General features: G+C 34.6%; 22 protein-coding genes and 1 pseudogene. 2 read left to right on the top strand and 21 right to left on the bottom strand.

Annotation, left to right across the window (positions count from 1 at the left end; translation table 11 throughout):
• Window positions 1-2: 2 nt before the first annotated feature.
• The 21 genes and pseudogenes from rfbB to AN957_RS04605 form a co-directional block, all read right to left on the bottom strand.
• A complete protein-coding gene (gene rfbB, locus AN957_RS04700) occupies window positions 3-1,037 on the bottom strand; it encodes a dTDP-glucose 4,6-dehydratase (protein ID WP_053479057.1) in 1,035 nt (344 codons plus the stop codon).
• Between the two features lie 84 nt (window positions 1,038-1,121).
• Window positions 1,122-1,625, bottom strand: a complete 504-nt coding sequence (locus AN957_RS04695; RefSeq protein WP_053479058.1) for a GNAT family N-acetyltransferase — start codon at window positions 1,623-1,625, stop codon at window positions 1,122-1,124.
• 31 nt (window positions 1,626-1,656) lie between these two features.
• Complete coding sequence (gene rfbA, locus AN957_RS04690; protein ID WP_053479059.1) at window positions 1,657-2,568, bottom strand: glucose-1-phosphate thymidylyltransferase RfbA; 912 nt, start codon at window positions 2,566-2,568, stop codon at window positions 1,657-1,659.
• Window positions 2,569-2,611: 43 nt separating this feature from the next.
• A complete protein-coding gene (locus AN957_RS04685; protein ID WP_056682580.1) occupies window positions 2,612-4,102 on the bottom strand; it encodes a lipopolysaccharide biosynthesis protein in 1,491 nt (496 codons plus the stop codon).
• 20 nt (window positions 4,103-4,122) lie between these two features.
• Window positions 4,123-5,094: a glycosyltransferase gene (locus AN957_RS04680; protein WP_056682577.1), complete on the bottom strand. Its 972-nt coding sequence runs from the start codon at window positions 5,092-5,094 to the stop codon at window positions 4,123-4,125.
• Window positions 5,095-5,096: 2 nt separating this feature from the next.
• Window positions 5,097-6,302, bottom strand: a complete 1,206-nt coding sequence (locus AN957_RS04675; RefSeq protein ID WP_053479062.1) for a glycosyltransferase family 4 protein — start codon at window positions 6,300-6,302, stop codon at window positions 5,097-5,099.
• 25 nt (window positions 6,303-6,327) lie between these two features.
• Entirely contained in the window at window positions 6,328-7,689 is a 1,362-nt protein-coding gene (locus tag AN957_RS04670) for an O-antigen ligase family protein (RefSeq protein ID WP_056682573.1), read from the bottom strand.
• Window positions 7,662-8,885 (bottom strand): glycosyltransferase, encoded by a 1,224-nt coding sequence (locus AN957_RS04665; protein ID WP_053479064.1) that lies wholly within the window; start codon window positions 8,883-8,885, stop codon window positions 7,662-7,664. The genes AN957_RS04670 and AN957_RS04665 overlap by 28 nt, the downstream gene beginning before the upstream one ends.
• Before the next feature lie 2 nt (window positions 8,886-8,887).
• A complete protein-coding gene (locus AN957_RS04660; RefSeq protein WP_056682572.1) occupies window positions 8,888-9,709 on the bottom strand; it encodes a glycosyltransferase family 2 protein in 822 nt (273 codons plus the stop codon).
• A gap of 6 nt (window positions 9,710-9,715) precedes the next feature.
• Window positions 9,716-10,477 (bottom strand): tyrosine-protein phosphatase, encoded by a 762-nt coding sequence (locus AN957_RS04655; protein WP_053479066.1) that lies wholly within the window; start codon window positions 10,475-10,477, stop codon window positions 9,716-9,718.
• 50 nt (window positions 10,478-10,527) lie between these two features.
• The gene (locus AN957_RS04650; protein ID WP_245637761.1) at window positions 10,528-11,217 is read right to left on the bottom strand and encodes a CpsD/CapB family tyrosine-protein kinase; all 690 of its coding nucleotides are present in this window, start codon (window positions 11,215-11,217) and stop codon (window positions 10,528-10,530) included.
• The gene (locus AN957_RS04645; protein WP_075209083.1) at window positions 11,207-11,953 is read right to left on the bottom strand and encodes a YveK family protein; all 747 of its coding nucleotides are present in this window, start codon (window positions 11,951-11,953) and stop codon (window positions 11,207-11,209) included. The genes AN957_RS04650 and AN957_RS04645 overlap by 11 nt, the downstream gene beginning before the upstream one ends.
• Window positions 11,954-11,987: 34 nt before the next feature.
• Window positions 11,988-13,154 (bottom strand): aminotransferase class I/II-fold pyridoxal phosphate-dependent enzyme, encoded by a 1,167-nt coding sequence (locus AN957_RS04640; protein ID WP_053479068.1) that lies wholly within the window; start codon window positions 13,152-13,154, stop codon window positions 11,988-11,990.
• A gap of 164 nt (window positions 13,155-13,318) precedes the next feature.
• Window positions 13,319-15,145, bottom strand: a complete 1,827-nt coding sequence (locus AN957_RS04635; protein WP_053479069.1) for a polysaccharide biosynthesis protein — start codon at window positions 15,143-15,145, stop codon at window positions 13,319-13,321.
• Window positions 15,146-15,499: 354 nt separating this feature from the next.
• On the bottom strand, window positions 15,500-16,492 hold the full coding sequence (locus AN957_RS04630; RefSeq protein WP_053479070.1) for a metallophosphoesterase: 993 nt from the start codon (window positions 16,490-16,492) through the stop codon (window positions 15,500-15,502).
• A 184-nt stretch (window positions 16,493-16,676) separates the two neighbouring features.
• Window positions 16,677-17,018: a helix-turn-helix domain-containing protein gene (locus AN957_RS04625; protein ID WP_056682570.1), complete on the bottom strand. Its 342-nt coding sequence runs from the start codon at window positions 17,016-17,018 to the stop codon at window positions 16,677-16,679.
• A gap of 182 nt (window positions 17,019-17,200) precedes the next feature.
• Window positions 17,201-17,797: a sugar transferase gene (locus AN957_RS04620; RefSeq protein ID WP_053479072.1), complete on the bottom strand. Its 597-nt coding sequence runs from the start codon at window positions 17,795-17,797 to the stop codon at window positions 17,201-17,203.
• Between the two features lie 41 nt (window positions 17,798-17,838).
• Window positions 17,839-18,873, bottom strand: coding sequence for a UDP-glucose 4-epimerase GalE (gene galE / locus AN957_RS04615; protein WP_053479073.1), 1,035 nt, complete (start codon window positions 18,871-18,873; stop codon window positions 17,839-17,841).
• Window positions 18,874-19,008: 135 nt separating this feature from the next.
• A pseudogene (locus tag AN957_RS26625) lies at window positions 19,009-19,101 on the bottom strand (polysaccharide biosynthesis protein); the annotation flags it as partial.
• Between the two features lie 791 nt (window positions 19,102-19,892).
• Complete coding sequence (locus AN957_RS04610; RefSeq protein ID WP_082446485.1) at window positions 19,893-20,804, bottom strand: pseudouridine-5'-phosphate glycosidase; 912 nt, start codon at window positions 20,802-20,804, stop codon at window positions 19,893-19,895.
• A gap of 17 nt (window positions 20,805-20,821) precedes the next feature.
• Window positions 20,822-21,916, bottom strand: coding sequence for a carbohydrate kinase (locus AN957_RS04605; RefSeq protein ID WP_053479074.1), 1,095 nt, complete (start codon window positions 21,914-21,916; stop codon window positions 20,822-20,824).
• A 171-nt stretch (window positions 21,917-22,087) separates the two neighbouring features.
• Between AN957_RS04605 and AN957_RS04600 the strand changes: the two genes are divergently transcribed.
• Both AN957_RS04600 and AN957_RS04595 read left to right on the top strand, forming a co-directional pair.
• A complete protein-coding gene (locus AN957_RS04600) occupies window positions 22,088-22,504 on the top strand; it encodes a MarR family winged helix-turn-helix transcriptional regulator (RefSeq protein WP_053479075.1) in 417 nt (138 codons plus the stop codon).
• Window positions 22,505-22,661: 157 nt separating this feature from the next.
• Window positions 22,662-23,864: an MFS transporter gene (locus tag AN957_RS04595; RefSeq protein WP_056682567.1), complete on the top strand. Its 1,203-nt coding sequence runs from the start codon at window positions 22,662-22,664 to the stop codon at window positions 23,862-23,864.
• Window positions 23,865-23,911: the final 47 nt, after the last annotated feature.

The raw sequence follows: 23,911 nt of genomic DNA, 5'->3' as shown, positions 1-23,911 counted from the left end.
CATCAGCTTTTTTTAGCCACTTGTTCATTGAGGTAAAAATCAATTGTTATTTCTAACCCTGTTTCAAAATCAAATTGATTTTGAAAGTTTAGCTCATGTCGTAATTTTGAATCATCAATTGCATATCGAAAATCATGACCTGGTCGATCAGATACAAATTGAATCAGCTGATGATAATTGGTAATGCCTAAATGATTTTCTTTAACTGGGCATATTTTATCTAACGTATTACAGATTAGATTAGCTACGCCAATATTCGTCATTTCATTATGTCCACCAATTACATATGTTTCGCCAGATTTCCCCTCAAAAAATACTTTCTCAATGGCTCTGCAATGATCAACTACATATAACCAATCTCTAACATTATCACCTCTTCCATAAATAGGAATTAACTCTAAGGATAGCCCTCTTCTAATAATAGTTGGAATCAGCTTCTCTTCGTGCTGCCCTGGTCCATAATTATTTGAGCAATTTGTAGTCACAGCATTCATGCCATATGTGTGAAAATAGCTGCGAACAAGCATATCAGAAGACGCCTTACTCGCCGAATACGGACTATTCGGGGCATAAGCTGTTTTCTCTGTAAAAAAGCCATCCTTACCCAATGTTCCATACACCTCATCAGTAGAAATGTGATGAAATCTTGAATTCTTATATAATTCCTTATAGGAATTCACTCCATTCATCCAGTGTCTCCGAGCCACCTCAAGCAATGTAAAGGTGCCTAACACATTCGTTTCTATAAAGGCATTTGGGTTTTTTATAGAATTATCCACATGTGACTCCGCAGCAAAATGGACAACACCCTCAATTTCATATTCCTTAAAAATATTTTCTACTAGCATAAGATTACAAATATCTCCCTTTATAAAAACATGTCGTGGATCATTAATTGCTCCTTTAAGATTTTTGAGATCGCCTGCATAAGTTAATTTATCAATATTTATTATCTGAATTTCCTTATACTTCTCCAACATATATAAAATAAAATTAGAGCCTATAAACCCGGCTCCACCTGTAACAAGTAAATTCATTACACTCTCTCCATATTATTAATTTAATCCTTTTCCTTTGGACACCAACTTGAAACAGATAGAAATTCCCTAGAATTAACGGTCTTATAAATCCCTCACAATCATATAGGTATCATTTTCTGTTTCGCTTTCAATTTCGAATTTAAATCTCAATAAGAAATTCAACCATTTTTCATTTGATTTATGAACCTCTGCCCTATACTTCTCCATCCCCTTTTCTTTAGCAAATTCAAATGAAAATTTAACTAGATTCCCGATTAGGCTTCCTCCGCGGTGTGAAGGTATTAACCCGATCGTGGTAGTATAAGCAGTTTTCGTGACAAAATCATTTGCATAAAGCGACATCATGCCGATATCCTGAGCCCCATCTGTCAAAATAAAATTATACCCATTATCAATAATTTTTTTTATATATTGGAAAAGAAGCTCTTTGTTTTCTGTAGGAAATAAATATTTAGAATCTACTCCAATTAGCGCATTTTTCATTCTCTCTATATCATCTAAATCCTTACTAAGCATTATAATTTTAATGTTATTCCGTAGAAAAATATCCTGATATCTTTCCAAACAGCTTGTTTTTGTCTCCAAATACTACCTCTCCCTTTTTTACAAATAAAACTTAACGACCCGATACAGAAAAAGATGTTAAGCTAGAACTATTACTGAATTTCCCATACACTAAATCTGTTAGATAAGCACCATACTCATTCTTATACTTTGTTGCTCTCTTCATTACATCTTCTGCTGATATCCAATTATTTCGATAGCTTATTTCCTCTAAACAAGCAATCTTATAACCTTGACGTTTTTCAATTGTTTCCACAAACTGACTAGCCTCTAGAAAGCTTTCAACTGTCCCCGTATCTAACCAGGCAAATCCACGTCCAAGATTACCAACCTTTAGTTGGTTCCTTCTTAAATATTCCTGATTAATATCTGTAATTTCGAGTTCTCCTCTAGAAGAAGGTTTAATACCTTTCGCAATATCAACAACATTATTATCATAAAAATACAAGCCAGTAACTGCATAAGGTGATTTTGGATTTGTCGGCTTTTCCTCAATAGATAGCGCATTATGATCCTTATCAAACTCTACAACGCCGAATCTCTCTGGATCTTTTACTTGATAGCCAAATATAATCGCACCTTCCATTAAACTAGCAGCAATTTTCAATAATGGAGTAAAACCTGTTCCATAGAAAATATTGTCCCCTAATATAAGAGACACGTGATCAGTACCAATAAAGTCTTCTCCAATAATAAAAGCATCCGCCAATCCCCGCGGATGCTCCTGCACTTTGTATTCAAGGCTAATTCCAAAATCTGCCCCGTCTCCAAGCAAGTTTTTAAATAGTGGTGCATCTTGTGGAGTTGTTATAATTAAAATCTCCCGAATTTCTGCCAGCATAAGCACTGATAAAGGATAGTAAATCATTGGTTTGTCATAGATAGGCAGTAACTGCTTGGAAATAGCTTGTGTAATCGGATAAAGCCTTGTTCCACTGCCGCCAGCAAGAATAATCCCCTTCATTCCCTCACCTTTTCCTTTGTATCAACCTCAATTATTTATATACTTATGCACCATGTGCTTTTATGATATTCTTTTTTGTTTTCTTGAAAAGCTGAACCAAGATTTCCAAAACCAACTTAAATTCTTGATTTTTCAGCCCCCAGCTAAGAGCTATATAAATCAACATACCAAATAGTATCTGAATAACCAATTTAAAAAACAAGTTGAGTGCCAATATCGTTCCCAAAAAATATACTGATATCCCCATCACACTAGCTAACAAGAAAAAAAGTGCCATATCCTTAAGCTGCTGACGACTAGAATAATCGATTTCTTTTGCTGAATAAAACGCATTTATTAACAGGGAAACATAAGAACTAATTATTGCAGCACCTATTAATCCGAGAATTCCTAAAGAAAAAAGGAGCGAAATGACAATTAAAACTGTAATAAGGATTTTCTTAATAATTTCTAGCTTCAGGAATAAGTCTGATCTTCCTTTTACTTGAAGAATATTTAAATTAATAGCATGGATTGGATAAATCATTCCTATTAAGCATAAGAGTTGAAAAAATACGATTGATTCCGTCCAAGCAGGCCCAAGTAATATTGGAATTAATGTATCAGCAATCGCAATTAGTCCCATCATCATTGGAAACATGATAAATGCTGTTGTTCGAATAATTTTTCGAAAGGCGCTTTGCAAATGATTTTCGTCATCTTGTATTGAGCTCAATACCGGATATGTCACCCTTTGAATGGCACTTGTTGCCGAGTTTGTGATCACATCTTTCAATTTGTTCGCATTTGTATAGAAACCCAATTGGCCAGCCGAATAAAGTTTTCCAATAAGCAAGGAAAACACATTATTATATGCCGTATCTAACAAACTAGAAATCACTAATTTGTATGCAAATGAAAATAGTCTCTTGAATGACGCCATACTAAATACCAAACTAGGAACCCATTTGTTGCTAATCCAAAGCAGGAGCGTTTGCATTGTTTGCAATGTTAATGTTTGTGCAACAAGGCTCCACACTCCAAATCCTAAAAACGCAAAAATGGAAGCAACAATTCCAGCACAGATAGTAGAAGCCAAATTTATTTTTGTTTGCGTCTTAAAATTAATTTTTTTCGTTAGCATTACTCGTTGAATAATGCCTAAAGAATTTATAATAAGGGTGAAAGACAAGACTCTCAATATCATGGATAGCTGCTCATTTCCAAAGAAATGACTTATCATCGGTGCAATACTGTAAAGAATAATTGTCAAAAAAACCGAAATGAATAGATTAAAAAAGAATACAGTCGAATAGTCAACCGGACTTGTATCTTTTTCACGAATAAGTGCCTGTGTTAATCCACTATCAATGAGGGAATTGGATATGGCAATAAAGACAACCACCATCCCGATTAATCCGAAAAATTCTGGTGCCAATAATCTTGCAAGAATCATCAGAACAATAAACTGAATCCCTTGGCTTGCAAATAAATCGATAAAACTCCATACTAACCCTGTAATTGTTTTTCCTCTAATAGGGCTGATTTCTGACATATTTAATCCTACTTTTCATATTATTTTCTTCCGGTATTCAGCGAATGTTTCATTTGTACTACTTTTTGATAAATACCCGGGAAGTACATCCTTGAATACAATTTTGTTTTATCAATCTTGCTTAATTCCTTAATTACCTTTTTATACTTGTTTGTCCTCATCACTTTAAAGTTTTTTTGCAATAACAAGATTTCAAACTCTTTTTTCAAAACCTCTCGTTCAATTTCATCCGAATATCGAAAGTTTGTTTCTTGATTAAAATGATTTAACAATTGGATGTCTGACTTTTTTACTTCAATATTTTTCTCAATCATATTTGAGCCTGAATTTAGCTTAGTAGACCATGAATCAGTAATCCCTACTCGGTAAGCTGACATCATTTCGTCTATATAGTGGATGCTCCCTTGGCTTGCTGCCCACATTTGCAGCGCATAGTCACCTACATGTGCTTCTTTCAAAAGTGCTGGGAGGGGGTCTATTATTTCCCTTTTGATAACTAAAGAAGCGGTAGGACAAAATCCCCCACCGCCTGCAATCATATCTCTTATTGGACTATTTCTTGTCTTTTTGTAAGGTCTTATATATTGATTCAGTGAATCCCCTATTCCATTTACAATTTCCGCACTATGGAAACAAAGGGCACAATCTGGGTTGTTTTCCAAATAGTCAATCTGTTTTTGTAATTTATGTGGATTTATCCATAAATCATCCCCTTCACATAAGGCAATATATTTCCCCTTCGAAGCTTCCACCAGGCGTTCGCTATTCTTTTTTGCACCAACATTTGAAGAAGATGTAATTAATCTTATTTTCCCAGGAAACTTATTCATATATGATTCAACAATTTCTCGCGTTCCATCCTTGCTGCAATCTTCACCAATTAAAATTTCAAATGCAAAATTCGTTTTTTGGCTCAAAAAGCCTTCAATAGCTGCACCGATGTATCGCTCATGATTATAGGTAATGCAATTCACACTAACAAGAATGTCCATCTTCACTCTCCTAATATAGTAGCAACTAAAGTGGGATAGGTTTTTCCCCTGTCAAATTTTTCTTCTGCTAACACACGATTATTCCTCCCCATTTCCCTTCGATTATTTTCGTTCTGGAAGAGAAACAAGATTTTTTCTGCAATATCTTCTGGATTTCCATTTTCGCAATTTATCCCTGCTGAATAATTGGTTATCAAATCTCGGTATTCATGACATTCTTGCGTATTAATGACTGGCAAACCTGCAGCAGCATAATCACCTACCTTATTAATTATGCTACCTGCAGCTCCTTTTGCTATCGGATTAACAGCAATATCACACTGGATTAATTTGCTCACCATCTCGGAATAATCAAGCATTCCTGTGAACTCACAGCGAATCTTCTTTTCCCTTGCATATTGAATAAATCGCTGTTTTAAGGGGCCATCACCCATAATAATAAATTTAAAATTTGAATATCCCTTTTCTTTTAACAAATGCAGGGCATCCATAATGGATGTTAAATCATAGCTATGTCCTAAAGTTCCAATATAAGCTAGCCAAACTTCATTCATTGGTTTCATAATATTTCTACACTTATTTGCTAAGTGATCAAAATATGTTAGTTCTGTTCCAAGAAATACACTTATGCCCTTTTGGCATTTACTGTTTACATCCATTGCTCGCTTCACATATGTTTCTGAAACGGCAATAACTTTGTTAGCTACACGATATACATAATTCGCCTTTTTCATCATTGGAAAGAAAAGCAGATCACTAATGAACGGAAGCTTAAAAACCATCTTAAATGCCTCTGGCCAAATATCCTGTACATCGATAATAAAGTTAATTCCATTCCTATTTGCATATTCAGCCGCTATATAAGCTGCATCTATTGAAGGAACTGCACAATAAATCACATCGGGTTTAACTCTTTTGTCTAGATATTTTTTTAGATTTTTTCCAAAAGTGTAATGACTATAAATCCTTTTCAGCGAGACATTCTTTTTATAGCCTGGCTCTTCTAACATTGCAATTTTATAATCTACTTGCTCAAATAAACCTTGCTGAAACTCCCTATGCATCTTGCAATCGTGAGAAAAATTTGTCGTCACTATTTCAATTTTATGTCCCTCAAGTGCTAGCAGATTTGCAATATAATGGAATCTCCCATTTCCTTTCTCCCCAGGTGTTTGTGTAAAATGAGCAACAATTAGAATATCCTTCATTTAACTCATCCTTACAATTGAAAATTTAAAAACGAAGTGGCTGCACGGCCCCTTCGTTTTCCTTTACAACTTGTGAACTTGATAAATAATTTTTCGATATGAAAACAAGTATTGTTATATAAAAGAATTCATCAAAATAAAGCATTTCTAGTGAAAGCCATGGCAAAAAGTATGCCACTCCAATCATGAGTAAATACATACTATTTACAAATGATAATTTTATTTTATTAGATAAACCCTTATAAACCATTCTCCACCAGCCAATCATTAAAATGCTTCCCAATATACCAAGCTGATAAATCATTTGTATAATGGTGTTATGCGAACTATAACCATTTACATAAACGGGAGATAAACCCATACCGAAAAACAATGTATTTAAATTTCCCATAAAGTATTCAATGTACATATTTACTAATTCACTTCTTCCAGTAGTCAAGGATTGTGCATCTGAAACCATACTGAATCGAATCAAATATTGATTTAATTGTTCAGTAAATAAACTGCTAGAGAAAAATGCAATTAGGATGACAACAGAAAATAATAAGAATTTCAGTTTATACATTACACTCTGTCTAACAATCAGAAAGCAGAATAACCAAATTCCTCCCATTAAAACTAAGCACAAAATGAACATTTTTGACACTGAAAGCATACCAAAGTAAATGAGTGCAATAATGGACAGTAATTGAACCATAATAGATATGGTTTTTTTTGTGTTTTTTAATGTTAATAGCAGGCAGGCAATTGCTACTAGTATGTGTACTGAATAAAAGTTCGCATCTCCATAAAAACCACTTAACCTAGTTAACCCCATTCTCTTCCATGTATAAACATTAATATAGCCAACCATATGCGGAAGAGTCATCAGAATTTTTGAAGCAAAACAAGCAGATAGTACCCCAGTAGTGATAAATAGGACACATGTTTCAAAATTGATTTCATCTTTATATTTATGCATATACATAGGAATGAATATAATTAACAAGATAAAAAAGAAATGGGAATTACCTGGTATTATTCCATTAACTAACTTGATTGTTAATGTATAAGCACTTAAAAATAGCGGTATAAAAATAAATTTTAATTTATACTTTTTATTTTTTATAAAATATTCTAAGATTACTAGCATAAATAAACATGGGACGATCATGGAATAAAAAGAATGTGTACCTGGTGAAAATTTCAAAACAGGTGACCATGGAAGAAAAAAGAGCATAATAGGTAAAAAATACCTTTTATCCATAAAGAAAGTCATTCCCATAAATAGTGCTATTGCCATTAAGATGAGCATTTTTGAATTTACAGCATGGCCTAATGAGAGAATGAACACACATGCTACTGACAGGAATAAGAGTCTTATTTCACCCTGTTTAATTCTATACATGTCTCTGTACTCCCATTTGTCATCAATTGATTGAATTGCTTAATCGCAAGCTCATTTGTAAAGGAAATGCTTCTTAAATTTTGCTTATATTTTTCAATAAAAAAAGGCTCCTTTAGGATCCCTTTTATTGCTTGATATATGGCAGTTTCGTTATTTTCACATACAATCCCTTCGAATCCATCCCTTACCATTTCAGTAGCGGAAATGGTTTTTGTCGTTATAATTGGGACATGTAATGATTTAGCTTCCATAAAAACCATTGGAGCAGCTTCGTGTAGGGAAATTAATAGAAATAAATCAGCATTTAAAAGATATTTATAAGGGTTTCTTTGATTCCCATATAGGCTAATATAATTTTGCAATCCATAATTGGTAATCTCCTTGTTTAATTCATTCCTTTGCGCCCCATCACCAATGATGTGCCAGCAAATACTGTATCCATCTTTTATAAGTTGAGATACAATCCTTATTCCCTTAAGTAAGTCTTTTTCAGGGCTCAATCTCGCTATTGTGACAATATTTATACTTTCTTTGCTATAATTCTTTGGATCCTTCCTTGCATACTTTCTATATTCCGAAAAGTTGTGGCAATTATAAACGCAATGTACTTTCCCCGATACATCTGGGATTGCTTGAATAAAGCTCCGTTTGCACCCTTCAGACACAGCAGCAATCTTATCAAACTGCCTATAAATTTCTCTGTTTTTTATAGTGTTTCCTCCATAATTTAAAAAGTCACAATGAACAAACGTTATCTTTTGTTTTGCATCAACCCTTTTTAGAACAAATTCGTTACAGCCACCATAAAGTGCTTTTTCTTCAGCACTATGACAAAAGGAAATTGCTGCATCAAATCCAGATAGTCGTTTTTCAGTTGTTAGCAAAAATGCAATAGGAAGATGATTGCTAAAAATTTTTGTATATAACCCACATAAAAACCGGATGATATAACGCTTTAATCCCAGTTTCATTGTATGTCTTTGTGATAATCCAAGTACCCTTAGGTATGAGGATGCTTCAAGCACTTTAACACTTGGTGGAATTTTATTAATATAATCACCTGTTTTACTAAAAACAAACACTGTTATATCATATTCTTTTTCAATTTGCTTTAGAAGATTTATAAAAGCACGCTGAATTCCGCCAGTTGCAAGATTATTATTAACAATGAGGATTTTCTTTTTTGCCTTGCTCATTTCTATACTCCTTCTATTAAACAATGCTTTCTGCCAGCCAGCATATATTTAATCGCTTGTAAAAATCCCATTTCATTTTTAAATATTTTGTATTTTCTTATTGCAAATTGTAAAATTAGAATGCTTGAAAACTTTTTTGACATTGTAGCGTAAAAGAAACCTTTATCAAAAAAATATTTCTGATTAAACCCTTTAAACCATGTAGATTGATTATGATGTACAATTCCTATTTCTGCGGTATTTGTCCAGATTTTAAGTCCCTTATTTAAACAATCAAAAAGAAATAAAGTATCCTCACCTGCACTATATTTGGCTCCTCCCCCAAATAATAGTGAGAAATAGATATTTGCTTTCAATATCTTTTCTCTTCTAAAAGCAATACTATAAGTACCATATCTCATAAAGTTCAGATAATGAACTGGTGAATTTTTCAGTATTTGTGCTGGCCCAGATCTTTTTTCATTTGAACTTGGTACATTAAAAATAATCACATCGGCTTGCGGGTTTTTCAGAAAGGCTTCAATAATCAAACGTTCATACTGATCATGATAAACAACATCATCATCAGCAAATAAACAAATATCACTAGAGGCCCTCATTAAAGCGTTATTCCTGCTTAACCCGACACCTCTTTCATTAAACGAATAGAATTTTACCGTACGTTTTTCGTCCGCAATCTCATAATACTGATTCACTTGGCATTGATTAATAATAAGCGCATTTCCCTTTATATTCATTTTATCGATTAAAGAAAAGTCCACTTGATTCATTGTTGATACTAATACTTCTATACCCTTTTGTTTAATATAAATCCCTCCTATCACCCCTTGTTAGAACAGACCTAAAATTTTCTTCCTCATTGGGATAGGCTGTTCAACATGAACTTGATTTCCGTTATGAAGTAATTCTGCATTTTCTCTGAAAAAGTACATTTGCTGTATTCCATAAAGCTTCGTAATCGTTTCATAAGCCTCATTAAGCGTGAATGTTCGTGATCTTGTATTATGTGCATCTGTCGCAATAAAATGAGCTAAACGGTGATCAATTATTTTCTCAGAGAAGGATTTTATCTTTCTTCCAAATAATCCAATTATACTTCCAGATGTTATTTGAACGAGTGCACCTTCTAGAACAATATCAAATAGCAGTTGGCAATTTTCAATAAAACCTTGATTTCTTTCTGGATGTACAATGATTGGCGTAATCTCTTTAATCAATAACTCGTAAATAACTTCATGCGTATAACTTGGTACATAGGATGAGGGTAGTTCTAACAATAAGTACTTTCCATTATTAAGCGTCAATATTTCCCCTTTATCTAATGCAGTAAATAAGTCCCTATGAATTTGAACCTCTTGACCTGGATAAAGTTGAACATGGATATTTGCCTTTTTTAATTGTTCATTACATTGCTCAACATGCTTCAATATGTCATTTTTCGTGTTTATATAGTATCCATTCATGTGGTGTGGTGTGGTGTAAATAACCTTGATTCCTTGCTTTCCTGCATGCCTAGCCATTTCTAAAAAATCAGACCATGTTTTGGGTCCATCATCAATATATGGGAGAATATGACAATGCAAATCAATCAATTTACTTTATCCTCCTCTTTTTAAAACAAGATTAATATAGTTGCTGTTCATCACTTATATTCTCGGTAATATTCCTTTTTGGAAAGTTCAATCCCATTAACAACAGCACCTAGTATATGTGCTCTTGCTTGTTTTAATACATCTAAAGATTTTAGTGCTAATTCCCTATTCGTTTTCCCGCTTGCCACTACTAAAATCACACCATCACACTTATTAGCTAGAACTTGAGAGTCTGTAACTGCTAATGCTGGTGGTGTATCATAGATAACAAAATCAAACATTTCCTTTAGCTTGCCCATTAATGTTTCCATAGAATTAGAGCTTAATATTTCTGATGGATTGGGTGGCTTTGCACCACTTGTTAACAGAGATAAATTATGAATGTCCGTTTGTTTTATTGCACTATCCAACTCTACTTCCTTTGTTAAAACATTTGTTAATCCATCTATATTACTTACCCTGAACGCATAATGAATAGAGGGTTTCCTTAAATCTGCATCAACTAGTAATACTTGATTTCCTTGTTGAGCTAATACGATTGCCAAATTAGAAGCTGTAGTAGATTTCCCTTCACCAGATTGTGCTGAAGCAAGCACAATAGATTTTATCGTCTTATCGACTGAGGAAAATTGAATACTCGTTCTTATTTGCCGGTATTGTTCAGTAATTGGGAGCATTGGGTTCATATGCGCAATCAGATGTATCAGTTTTTTCCTCTTTTTTCCCTTGCTAAATTTCAACTGAATCCTCCTTTGCTTTTTGGAGCACATTATTTTTTTTTGATACCATCCCTTTTCCCGTTCCGCGTGGCATTTTTGGAATTAAACCAAGCACAGGTATTCCAAGATGTTCATCAATATCATCACTGGTTTTTATCGTTTTATCCAAAAATTCAAATAAACACGATAACCCTATACCTACCATTATTCCTATTACTATCCCAATAGCGATATTTACTATTGGTTTTGGTTTAATAGGTAAAGGTTCTTCCTTCGATTTAGCCTTGGTTAAAATACTGACATTATCTACACTCATGATGTTTTTTATTTCCTGTTGAAAATTGCTGGCAATTGAATTTGCAATATCCACTGCCCTATCAGGATTACTATTCTCTACTTCAATTAGGATTATTTGCGATCCCTCAAAACTTTTAACATTGATACTTTCATATAGCTCTCCTTCACTCTGCTCAAGCTTTAATTCTTTAATGACTTTATCAAGAATGATTGGGCTTTTAATGATTAAACGATACGTATTAATTAACTCTACATTGCTTTGCAAGCGTGTGAAATCAAGTTGGTTATCGGAATTCCTTTGGTTAACAAGTAGTTGTGTAGATGCATAGTAAACAGGTGTGATGAAATAGAATGAAATAACACCCACTATAGAAGTAAAAAGAAACGTAATAAATATAATTAACTTCCACCGCTTCAACATAATTTTCATAATGTCTTTTATACTAACGGTATCTTCCATAAATACCTCCATTTAATTGCACGAAAAAATTAATTCATCGCAACAAAATTTTACTATTATTCCATATACTTACAATGACTCTCATCTGCTCCTCTACTGTTAAACTAGAGCTTGAAGGCAAACAGAGTCCTGACCGAAAGAGCTGTTCAGAAATGTTGTCATTCTCGTTATGCTTGTAATATTTGCAACCATCGAAAAGCGGCTGCATATGCATCGGTTTCCATACATGACGTGCTTCGATATTTTCTTCTTCTAAAGCAGTAATCAACTCCCGTACTGTCACTCCCCTAACCCTTTCATCAATCATCAAGGCTGTTAGCCACCTATTTGAGAATGTATTCTCCAATTCGGGCATAAAGGTAATACCCGGCACGTTCCCAAGTTCCTGTTCGTATAGTTGATAAACATTTCTTCTTGCTGCTATTCGGCTATTCAATACCTCTAGCTGTGCACGGCCAATCCCTGCTGATATATTACTTAATCGGTAATTATACCCTTTCTCACTATGCTGATAATATGGCGCTTTGTCTTTAGCTTGTGTTATTAGAAAGCGTGCCTTCTCTAATGCCTCTACATTATCAGAGACAAGCATTCCTCCCCCGGATGTCGTAATAATTTTATTTCCGTTGAAGGAGAAGATACCAAATTCCCCAAAGGTGCCGCTTGCTTTTCCTTTATAGGCAGACCCTAATGACTCCGCTGAATCTTCAATGATTGGGACACCGTACCTCTTACAAATCAAAGCCAGTTCATCCATTTTTGCCGATTGCCCAAAAAGGTTCACAATAATGACTGCTTTTGGAAGCTGGTTGTTTTCGCACGCTTCCTGAAATGCTCTTTCCAACGCATTTGGTGACATATTCCATGTTTCTGGCTCTGAATCAATAAATACCGGTTCAGCTCCCTCATATAAAATGGGATTTGCTGATGCAACAAATGTTAAACTTGAGCAGAAAACAGTGTCTCCCTTTTTTACATTCAATAAAATAAGAGCTAAATGGATCGCCGCAGTTCCCGAGTTCACTGCGACAGCTCCATTCGCTCCTACAAAGCCTGCCATCTCTTTTTCAAAAGCATCTACATTGGACCCAAGAGGGGCTATCCAATTGGAATTGAAAGCTTCCTGAATATATTTCATTTCATTCCCGCTCATATGCGGAACGGAAAGTGCAATCCTGTTTTTTTGTATTGTTTTTATCAATCTAATCAACTCCTAGGCTCATTTAATGCAATTCCTTGTATCCTTATCTAGGCTGAATTTTCTTAAGGGAATCCCAAATGGTGTTAAGTGTTTTCATCGGGCAGCAAATTGATATTCCAATGAAAGACCCTTTCTGCGCGGAACACTTATTCACTCCTCATCTGTTAATGAGTCACTGATAAAACCTTTTCTTCCATAACTTCTTTATTCGCTAAACGCAGTAGAGTCTCTCTTAGCTGATCCCTATGAATAGTCGAGAAAGTTAAAAGCAATTCTTCAATTTCATGAAAGAATACATTGGCTGACATTTTCCCAGTATAAATTTTCGGATACACTTGCTGTTCGTGGATTTCATCCTTATAAAATAATTCTTCATATAGCTTTTCTCCTCGTCTCATACCCGAAAAAACAATCCCAATATCTCCAACAGAATTTCCCGATTGGATAATAAGGCTCTTTGCTAAATCGACAATTTTAATCGGAGAACCCATATCTAAGACAAAGGTCTCTCCTCCCTTAGCAAGGCTCCCTGCTTGAATAACAAGTCTCGATGCTTCAGGGATAGTCATAAAATAACGAACCATATCTGGGTGAGTCACTGTTACAGGTCCGCCTTCTTTTATTTGCTTTTTAAATAATGGAATGACACTGCCTCTGCTTCCTAACACATTTCCAAAGCGGACAGTAAGAAATTTCGTCTGGCTTTTTTGGTTCATATCCTGAATAATCATTTCGGCTAATCTCTTTGTTGCTCCCATCACGCTTGTTGGATTAACTGCCTTATCTGATGAAACCATTACAAATGTGGAAACATGATGAATACTCGCTGCCATGGCAACGTACAGTGTTCCAATCATATTATTTTTAACCGCCTCTTCTGGATTTCGTTCCATAAGAGGTACATGCTTGTGGGCAGCTGCATGGTAGACAACATCTGGTGAATGCTGGCCCATCACTATATTCATTTTCCGTTCGTCTTGAATGTCGGCTATTTCGGTCGTAATTTGAATACCACTTTTTTCACAAAGCTTTCTAAGTTCATTTTCAATTGAATATATGCTATTTTCACCATGACCTAATAAAATAATTTTTCCTGGTTTGAATTGGACAATCTGACGGCAAATCTCGGATCCAATTGACCCCCCTGCTCCAGTCACAAGAACAACTTTATTCGTTATGTAGCCAGAGATACTCTCTATATCTATCTCAACCTGTTCTCTTCCTAACAAATCTTCCACTTGTACATCACGAAATTGATTAACTGATAATTTCCCTGTCACTAAATCCTCTAGCAAAGGCAAAATTTGCGTCTTCACATTTGTTTTCATACATTCTTGAAAAATCGTGTTTAAATCTTTTTTATCAAGGGAAGGGATGGCAATGATTATATGCTCAATCCCTAAACCCTTTACGGTTTGTTCGATCAATTCTATACCTCCAACAACAGGCACACCCAGTATTTGACGATAATGCTTCTTTCTGTCGTCATCAATGAATGCTACAGGAAAAAGGCTGGCGGCTTTATTGTTTTTCAGCTGTCTGACAACCATGTTACCAGCCGACCCCGCACCAATTATTAACACTTTTCTTTTACTTTCTTGGCCTTTAATCAATTTATGCCTTGAAATTCGCCAATAAAATCTTGATCCGCCTACAAAACTTAATAGAAGAAGCCAACTTACAAAAAATGAGCGAAACAATAATTCTCGGAAGATTATCAATTCGATTACTAAAACGAGACCAAATGAAAAAGTAACCACCTTCAATATGGCTACTAATTCCTCAATACTTGCATATTCCCAAACTTTTTTATAAAGTTTGTATTTAATAGAGAACAATTTATAGAACATTATTTGTAGAATAATTGCGATTGCCATGACGTTTGTTTCCAACGTATACGGATTAAGTAAAAACTGACTACCCATTATTGCTGCTGCTATTAAAAATGAATCAAGTGATAATAATAACAGCAGCCTTTGATGGTATGGCATCCTAGCTCCTCCTTTATTTGTGATAACGTATAAATCAATAAAGCTTTTAACGAAATGGCTTTATTAAAACCATCTCGTTAAAAGCTTTATTTTAAAAGTGGGCATCTAACCCTCCCTCACATCACCCTTTCGACAACAAAGCATCTAAGGTTCATAAAACCCACAGGATGACCGAGTTCCTCCTTTATAATGGTAAGAATACATTACTAATATTTCCTTATAAAGAATCAATCATTCTTTATAAAGAATGATTCCTATTACAAGAGAAAAAGGACCAACCCCATTTATGCATTTAGCAAATATTAGACTTAGCCCTTATGTTTTTCTGAATAATATTCTTTAAATCATTTTCATTTATCTATCGTTTTTCCCCTGTAATCTAAGCACATTAATTTCAGGTGTATTTAAAAATCGGAATTTCATAAAGAGGATTGCATCACTACTACCAAGTCCAGCACTAACATATTGCTTTATTCCTAGATAGTCCCATAATCCCTTGACACGATCACGTGGTGGAAATATTCCACCCCATAAATAATACTGTTCAGGAACGAAGAGTGCCCCAATTAGCGGCACTCGAAATTGCCCCCCATGATAATGACCAGCAATAATTAAATCATAATTTCTAAAATTATATTCTCTCTTGCTCCTTAGATAATCAATCCTTTCATCAGGAATCGGGTAATGATTTAATGCAATTAAAATATCAGATTCATTTAATGTATCTAGGGTTGATAACTCTTTTTGCAGTTTATTTATCGATCCCTTCCTACTTTTCATTTGTCCTTTTAAGATGGAGTTTTCAAAGTATGTAAAATACAACATTGAATTCCCTTTTTCAACTTTTTGAACAGAGTTTAAAAGATTAACTCCTCTTTCTTCCATTCCTTTGATAAATTCACCTTTTTCTAATGTGGCTCCTTCATCCAGGATAAAACTCTGCGGATCTCTATTTCCAGGTACAAAAAGGGCAATTTCCTTATTTGATATTCCTTCTATTAATGTATAAAAAGGTTCATAATTTGTACTTGAAGGTTTATCAAGAATGTCACCTGTAAAAACAATAGCATCATAGTCATGTGAATTGATTACTTTTAATAACTTCTCTTGTTTATCCCCAAATACCCTTTCATGCAAGTCCGAGATTTGAAGAATGGTGAAACCTTCAAAATCCTTTGGTAGATTTTCTATTTGTATTGTTTGTTCTATGGTGATGACGCGGTTGTTGTCGTATATATTGTAAAAAGCCAAAACTAGAATAAATAGAAATAGAGTGATACCACCTCGTATTTTAATACCTGGAGAATTTAAATTCGCCTTTATAGATTTTGGTAATTTAGAATGCATTCTTTTCTACTTCCTTATACTTATCTGTTGTTACATAGCTTTGCTTACTTTTTCTCTAATTTTTAACTTTAAATGTATTGGTTCTTCAATTAATACATTTACAAATAGAAACAAGTATCCTTGAAAACTGTATCAGATTCAAGTGTCTCTTTATCTGGGACAAGCCTGCTCTCCCAGCCTTAAGCTATTCGGATCTTTCGTTTTGCCATTTAATAAATTCAATTAACAGTTTATATTGCTGTATCTCTTCTTTTTCAATCCCTAATTCTTTTAGTTCATTTAAAAAATTCACCCATTCTTTTTCGATAAAAAGATGTTTGTCAAGGTCGTTGCATGGTTTCAATAGTGTAATTAGATCTACATTTAATACCTTTGCCATTTTTTGCATAACCTCAAGTGATGGGTTTTTATTAATATCCCTTTCTATATTACTTAAGTAAGACTTAGATATATTCGCTAGCTCTGCAAACTCTGAGAGTGTGTATCCTCTTTTTTTTCTTATCCTCGCTATATTTTTTCCGATCATCTATTTACCTCTGCTCTTTTTTAGAGTCTACTATTCAATCACTTCAATACTTCTTCATAACAGTTGTTGTTCTAATGATAGAATCAACATATTTTTCAAACATTTAATAAAGAAAGAGCCAAATCGCTACAGTACGTAAACTAAATGCAACAGCTTCCTTTGCTCCAATCACATTACATACATTATCCATGACTCTCTTTTCTTATTGTTCCTTCAAAATCATGCTCATCTATATGGACGTCATCTGATCGAAGTACCCTTATTATTGTTAACAATAATATTTTTATATCTAGGAAGAGCGAATGGTGTTTCACATACCAAACATCTAGTTCAAACTTTTCTTCCCACGTTATCGAATTTCTGCCATTCACTTGTGCCCATCCAGTTATGCCTGGTCTAACTAAATGCCTACTTGCTTGTTCTTCTGAATACAATGGAAGATACTCCATTAATAATGGACGTGGTCCAACTAAGCTTAAGTCACCCTTTATTACATTAATTAATTGAGGCAGTTCATCAAGGCTGTATTGTCTAAGAAAGGAGCCAAAGGGAGTCAAACGTATATGATCTGGCAATAAACTTCCTGTACTATCCTTTTCATTACTCATGCTCCGGAATTTATACAGAAAAAAAGGGGTACCATTCAAGCCAGGCCGCTGTTGTTTAAAAAGGATTGGAGAGCCGAGTTTCCATTTGACCAAAATAGTTATCAATAACATGAAGGGAAACAAAATAATTAATCCTATTAACGCAATCATAAAATCCATTAATCTCTTCATCTCTTCACTTCCAACTCATCTGTATAAAGGGAATTCCTATTTTACAAAATTAATTCTGCTTCTTTACTAAGATATCCATTAGGATTATTAAATTGCCATTGCCATGCATCCTCACACATTTCTTTAATTCCCATTTCTGCCTGCCACCCTAATTCCTGCTTCGCTTTAGCTGGATCTGCATAACTGATTGCTACATCACCAGGTCTTGGATTTGTTATCTTGTAAGGTATTCTAACTCCAGTAGCAGATTCAAAAGCAGTAATTAACTCAAGTACACTATTTCCTTCACCTGTGCCGATGTTATAAGTTTCTACACTAGAAGAACTAAATGCTTTCTCTAACGCTTTTAAATGGCCTTTGGCAAGATCGACAACATGGATATAGTCCCTAACGCCAGTGCCATCTATAGTCGGATAACAATTTCCATAAACTTGAAGAGTTTGTAACTTCCTTGCTGCTACCTTAGTAATAAATGGCATGAGATTATTGGGAATGCCATTTGGATCTTCACCAATGAGCCCGCTTTTATGGGCACCAATTGGATTAAAGTAACGTAAAATAGTTATACTCCATTCGTCATTTGATAAATATAAATCTCTTAATATTTCTTCTATCATTAATTTAGTACGGCCATATGGATTGGTCGGTTTTGTTATACAGTTTTCTCGAATTGGCAAAAATTCTGGAATACCATATACAGTAGCAGATGAACTAAAAACCATTTTATTTACATTAAATTTTTTCATTACTTCGCATAGAATAATTGTTCCTGTTACATTGTTTTGATAGTAATGAAGTGGTGCTATTACAGAGTTTTCTACTGCTTTTACCCCAGCAAAATGAATAACTGCTTCAATTCTATTTTCTAAAAATACTGTTTCAATATCTGTTTGGTGGAGTAAATTTATCTGGTAAAATAGTATTTTCTTTCCAACAATTAATTCTATTCGTTTAATAGATTCTCTATTACTATTTGAAAGATTATCGACTATTACTATGTCATAACCCGCCTGAATTAGTTCGACACATGTGTGACTTCCTATGTAGCCAGCACCTCCAGTTATGAGGATTGCCACTACTATCACCTCCAAAAAAATATAGGATTATTAATCACTTACATAATGCTTTTCTAACCTGCATTTTTACCATCAAGAATTTATAGAAAAATATTTTTTGCAAGGATTTTCAGCATTCTAGCAACTAGGTGAATTTCCTGGTAGCCGGAATAAGTTTTTCGCGAGATCAATAATCTTTACTGGTTCCCCCATATCTAAAACAAAAATTTCGCCGCCATTAGCCAATGCTCGCATACTACCAAGATTTTTTATAAAGCTTGTAAAGATAGCCAAAAAATAGCTATAAGTACAACTAATGAATCAGAAAAAAATAAAAAGGAAAATCTATTTCTATAATCCATTCATATCCCCCTTTCAAATTTTTAAAGTCCTTATCTATAAGGTCTTCAGTAAAAACCTCATAATTAAAAACTTTAAAAAAGTGGGCATCTAACCCGTCCTCACACCATACTATTGACGACTCGCGTCTAAGGTTATTTCAACCCACAATATAGCCGAGTGCCTCCATTGATAACGGTAAGGAGACATCACCACAAAAGTATATTTAAAAGAACGATTTGTTCCTAATAAAGAACGAATTGAGTAAAAAATATATTCAATTACTTAAAAAATTGAACAAAATGTTTTTTTTCTTAATAAGGAACGAATCATCCAAAATAGCCACTAATCTGTACGTCTTATTTTAGTTCATTATAAAGAACATTTCAATGAAAAAATGTTCTTTGTTTAATAATTTTCAATTAATTCCTCCCTAATTTATTAGCCTTATTTATGGAATTATATTTTATAATGTAATCCATATATTACAAATAAAAATTTTTTTCGTTAAAAATGACTAGAAATCATTAAACCTCTCTAAATTCTCAAGATTAATTTACTTTTTTTCTACAATATAAAATTCGTTATAATGAATACCCATAATTTTAAAATTATTAAATACAAATATCGAACGCAAAAAAAGCTAGTCTAACCTTCGCTGTGAAGATTAGACTAGCCTTTATTTTAATATTATCAATTCTTTATTTCTGTAAACTTACAGCGATTCTTGAACCCACTTCTGCATTATGCTTCACTAAGGCAATATTGGCAATCAAGCTCTTTCCTTCTGTTAATTCCTTTACTTTGCTTAAAAGGAAAGGAGTCACTTTTTTACCGGCAATATTGTTTTCCTTTGCTTCTTTTAATGCAGATTCAATGACATTTGTAATAAATGCTTCGTCCAGTGCATCTGCTTCTGGAATTGGATTGGCAATAACAAGACCGCCGTTTAAACCTAGCTCCCATTTAGTACGAATTGTCGCAGCTGCTTCTTCTGCTGTATTCACACGACAATTCACATCGAACGGACTCGTACGAGTAAAGAAAGCTGGAAATGCATCTGTTTTAAATCCAACAACAGGCACCCCATATGTTTCTAAATATTCTAGTGTTAGGCCAAGATCAAGAATGGACTTGGCACCTGCACATACAACTGCCACATTTGTTTGAGCAAGCTCCTGCAGGTCAGCAGAAATATCCATTGTCGTTTCTGCTTCACGGTGAACACCACCGATTCCTCCTGTAACGAAAACTTCAATTCCTGCAAGCTGTGCACAAATCATCGTGGAGGCAACCGTTGTTGCCCCATTTTTCTTATTAGCAATTAAGTAAGGCAGATCTCTTCGGCTTGCTTTTTCGATATTCTTGCTTGTTCCTAAAAACTCAAGATCCTCGTCTGAAAGTCCAATTTTAATTTTCCCATTAATAATCGCAATTGTTGCTGGTACCGCACCATTTTTACGGATAATTTCTTCTACTTCCTTTGCCATTTCAACATTTTGCGGGTAAGGCATTCCGTGTGAAATGATTGTAGATTCTAATGCAACAATTGGTTTATTCGCTTTCTTCGCTTCTTGTACCTCAGCAGAATACTCTAAATAATTTTCCATCATGGTGTCAAAACTCCTTATTAAAAGTATTTTTTAAATGTTTCTTGCAATCGAATATGACTTAATGTGGGATTTACTGTTTCATGTGACTGAAGCGTCAGGATGGAACAAGCAACCCCAATCTTACACGCATCTTCTGTATTTAACCCTTTTAAATGAGCAAACATAATTCCAGCAACAAGGGAGTCTCCAGCACCAGTCACATCTTCTACACTGACCTTTGGCGGAAGCACAACACCTGCTTCGCCCTTTTTTGTATAATAGATTAATCCCTTATCACCACGAGTGATAACGACTTTCTCTACTCCTTTATCCATGATTTTTTCAGCCGCCTTGAAAAAATCTCCCTCATCCTTTATCTTTATCTCTGATAATGTTTCTGCCTCATCTTTATTGGCAATGAGCCAAGTGACCCCTTGAAGATCGGGTGGAAGCTTTTTAACCTTTGGAGAAGATACAGGTGTAATACAAAGCGGAATATTTTCCTCATCACAGCGGCTAATCACTTGCTTTAGCACCTTACCAGGAAAATTCGTATCCATGACAACCATTGCTGATGATGCGATATATCCCCATCTTTTTTCAATAAAATCAGTATCAATGGAATCATAAATCGCCATATCCGCTAGTGCAACAGCCATTTCTCCTTCATCATCCAATATAGCCGTATATGTACCGGTTGCCGCATTCGGTGATACTTGAGACGGGCTGATATCAACAAATGACTTCGTATATTCAAGCAGCCATTCACCCTCATGATCCTCTCCAACAATTGTCATAAGTGCGACATCACAGCCAAGTCTTCCTAGGTTCTCTGCAATATTTCTTGCCACTCCCCCACAAGATTGAGAGCTTTCAGCAGGATTGGATGTTCCTAGCTGAAGATTACTTAGCGTTTGAATTTTTCTATCAATATTTGATCCCCCGATAGAGACAATATCCTTTCTCTTTGGAAGGACATAGGCTCTGCCAAGCAGTTTCCCTTCTTTTGTTAAAGAGGAAATATAGCCAGCAACAGCTGATCTTGAAAGCTGTGTTTTCTCAGCTATTTCAATTTGTGAAATAAATGGGTTCGCTTTAATAAGCTGCAATATAAGTGATTCTTTTTCATTCATCGTTAGCTCAGCCCTATCATTCATAAACTTATGTCTATATTATAAACATATGTTTTAAGAAAATGCAATTTTTTTCTGCTTTAAACCAAAACTATTCTCCTAAAAAAACTAGACAATTTTAGAATAGAGGAATATACTTAGCTAGGTAACTAATTTAAACTAGGTGATTTTATGAACGAAAATCAAAGTAAATTCTTTCATTCTATAAACCAATTCACTCGTCATTTTTCAAAATCATTAAATGAGGTTCTCGTCCCTCTCGGCTTATATTCCGCTCAATGGACCATTATCTATCTTCTTAAAACAAAGGGACCTGCAACTCAAAAGGATTTATCCCTTTATTTAGGAGTTGAAGCTCCTACAATGACTCGTACTTTAGCAAGATTAGAGTTGGCAGGCTGGATTTCAAAAGTGCCAGGCACGGATAAACGGGAGAAAAAGATCATCCTGACAGATGCCGCCATCCAAAAATACGATGAATGGCTTGAAGCGGTCCGGTCATGCGAGAAAAATTTATTAAAAAACGTTGGTAATGAAGAAATCAGCTCAATGATGGAGATTATTGAAAAAATGAATAGGAACCTTTGAAATATAAACTGTTTGGAATTTGCTTGGCTCTGGTAAGATCTATGCAATCGGTGTCCTGCCGATTGCTTCTTTGTCCTCGTCTAACCCCTGACTTCAAGCTATCATTCACTCTAAAAAAACATCTAGTTAACAAACTAACTTTTTCACGGAGGTCATCATGAAGAAACAACCATTATGGACAAAGAACTTTCTAGGAATTTCCTTTATTAGTTTATTTTTATTTCTCGTATTTTATATTTTGCTTACGACCTTGCCGATTTATGTATTAGATGAATTACATGGAAATGAAACGCAAGTAGGATTAATTGTTGCCGTATTTTTAATTGCAGCCGTACTATGCCGTCCATTTACTGGAAAATGGATTGATGCCATCGGACGGAAAAAAATCCTGCTTTCTTCCGTTATCATATTTACCATCGCCAGTCTTTTATATGTATGGACAGATTCTATTCCTCTCCTGCTTGGACTCAGGTTCTTACATGGGATCGGATTTGGGATGGCAACAACTGCAACTGGAGCAATAATAGCTGACATTGTTCCAAATGAAAGAAAAGGGGAAGGACTCGGCTATTATGCATTATTTATGAATTTAGCGATGGTTATTGGTCCATTTGCCGGCCTAACGATTATCCAAATATCAAGCTTTAATCGCCTCTTTATTTTGTGCACTGTCTTAGCTTTCTTTGCACTCGTATTATCATTTATTGTTCGTATTCCAGAGGCTTCAATCCCTGAAGAAAAGGTACATTCTACATTTTCGATTGGCAGTTTTTTTGAAAAGAATGCCATTTCAGTATCCATTGTAGGAGGAATATTAGCTCTTGCTTACTCAGGAATCCTTTCATTTATTTCTATTTATGCAAAGGAATTAGGACTATTTAAAGCGGCAAGCTTCTTCTTTGTTGTTTATGCTATTGCCATTGTGATATCAAGACCATTTACAGGCAGATGGTTTGACCTCTATGGGGAAAATAAAATCGTTTACCCATCCATTATTTTGTTTGCGATTGGAATGGTCCTGCTAAGTCAGGCAAATAGCACCTTCCTATTTCTGTTTTCAGCAGCTATTATCGGATTAGGCTACGGAAGTCTTTCTCCAAGTTTGCAAACTGTTGCCATCAAAAATTCATCCCCTTCAAAAAGGGGATTAGCGACATCCACCTTCTTTACATTTTTTGATTCAGGAATCGGAATTGGTTCCTATGCTCTAGGTGTTATCGCTGTATATATGGATCTATCTACTCTATATTTAATTCTTGCTGTTGTTGTCCTCCTTGCTTTACTTGCTTATTATTTTCTTCACGGCAAAAAGTCAAACAACCAGAATATGCTGCATACGGAAGCTGATATTTCACTCTAAGGAAAGAGCCCATTTAAGGGTTCTTTTTTTGTCAAAAGGTTAATAAA

This window comes from Cytobacillus solani, from assembly GCF_001420595.1.
Classification (GTDB): Bacteria; Bacillota; Bacilli; order Bacillales; family Cytobacillaceae; genus Cytobacillus; species Cytobacillus solani.
Note: the sequence above shows the minus strand (reverse complement) of the source record. Positions and strands in the feature narration are given on the sequence as shown.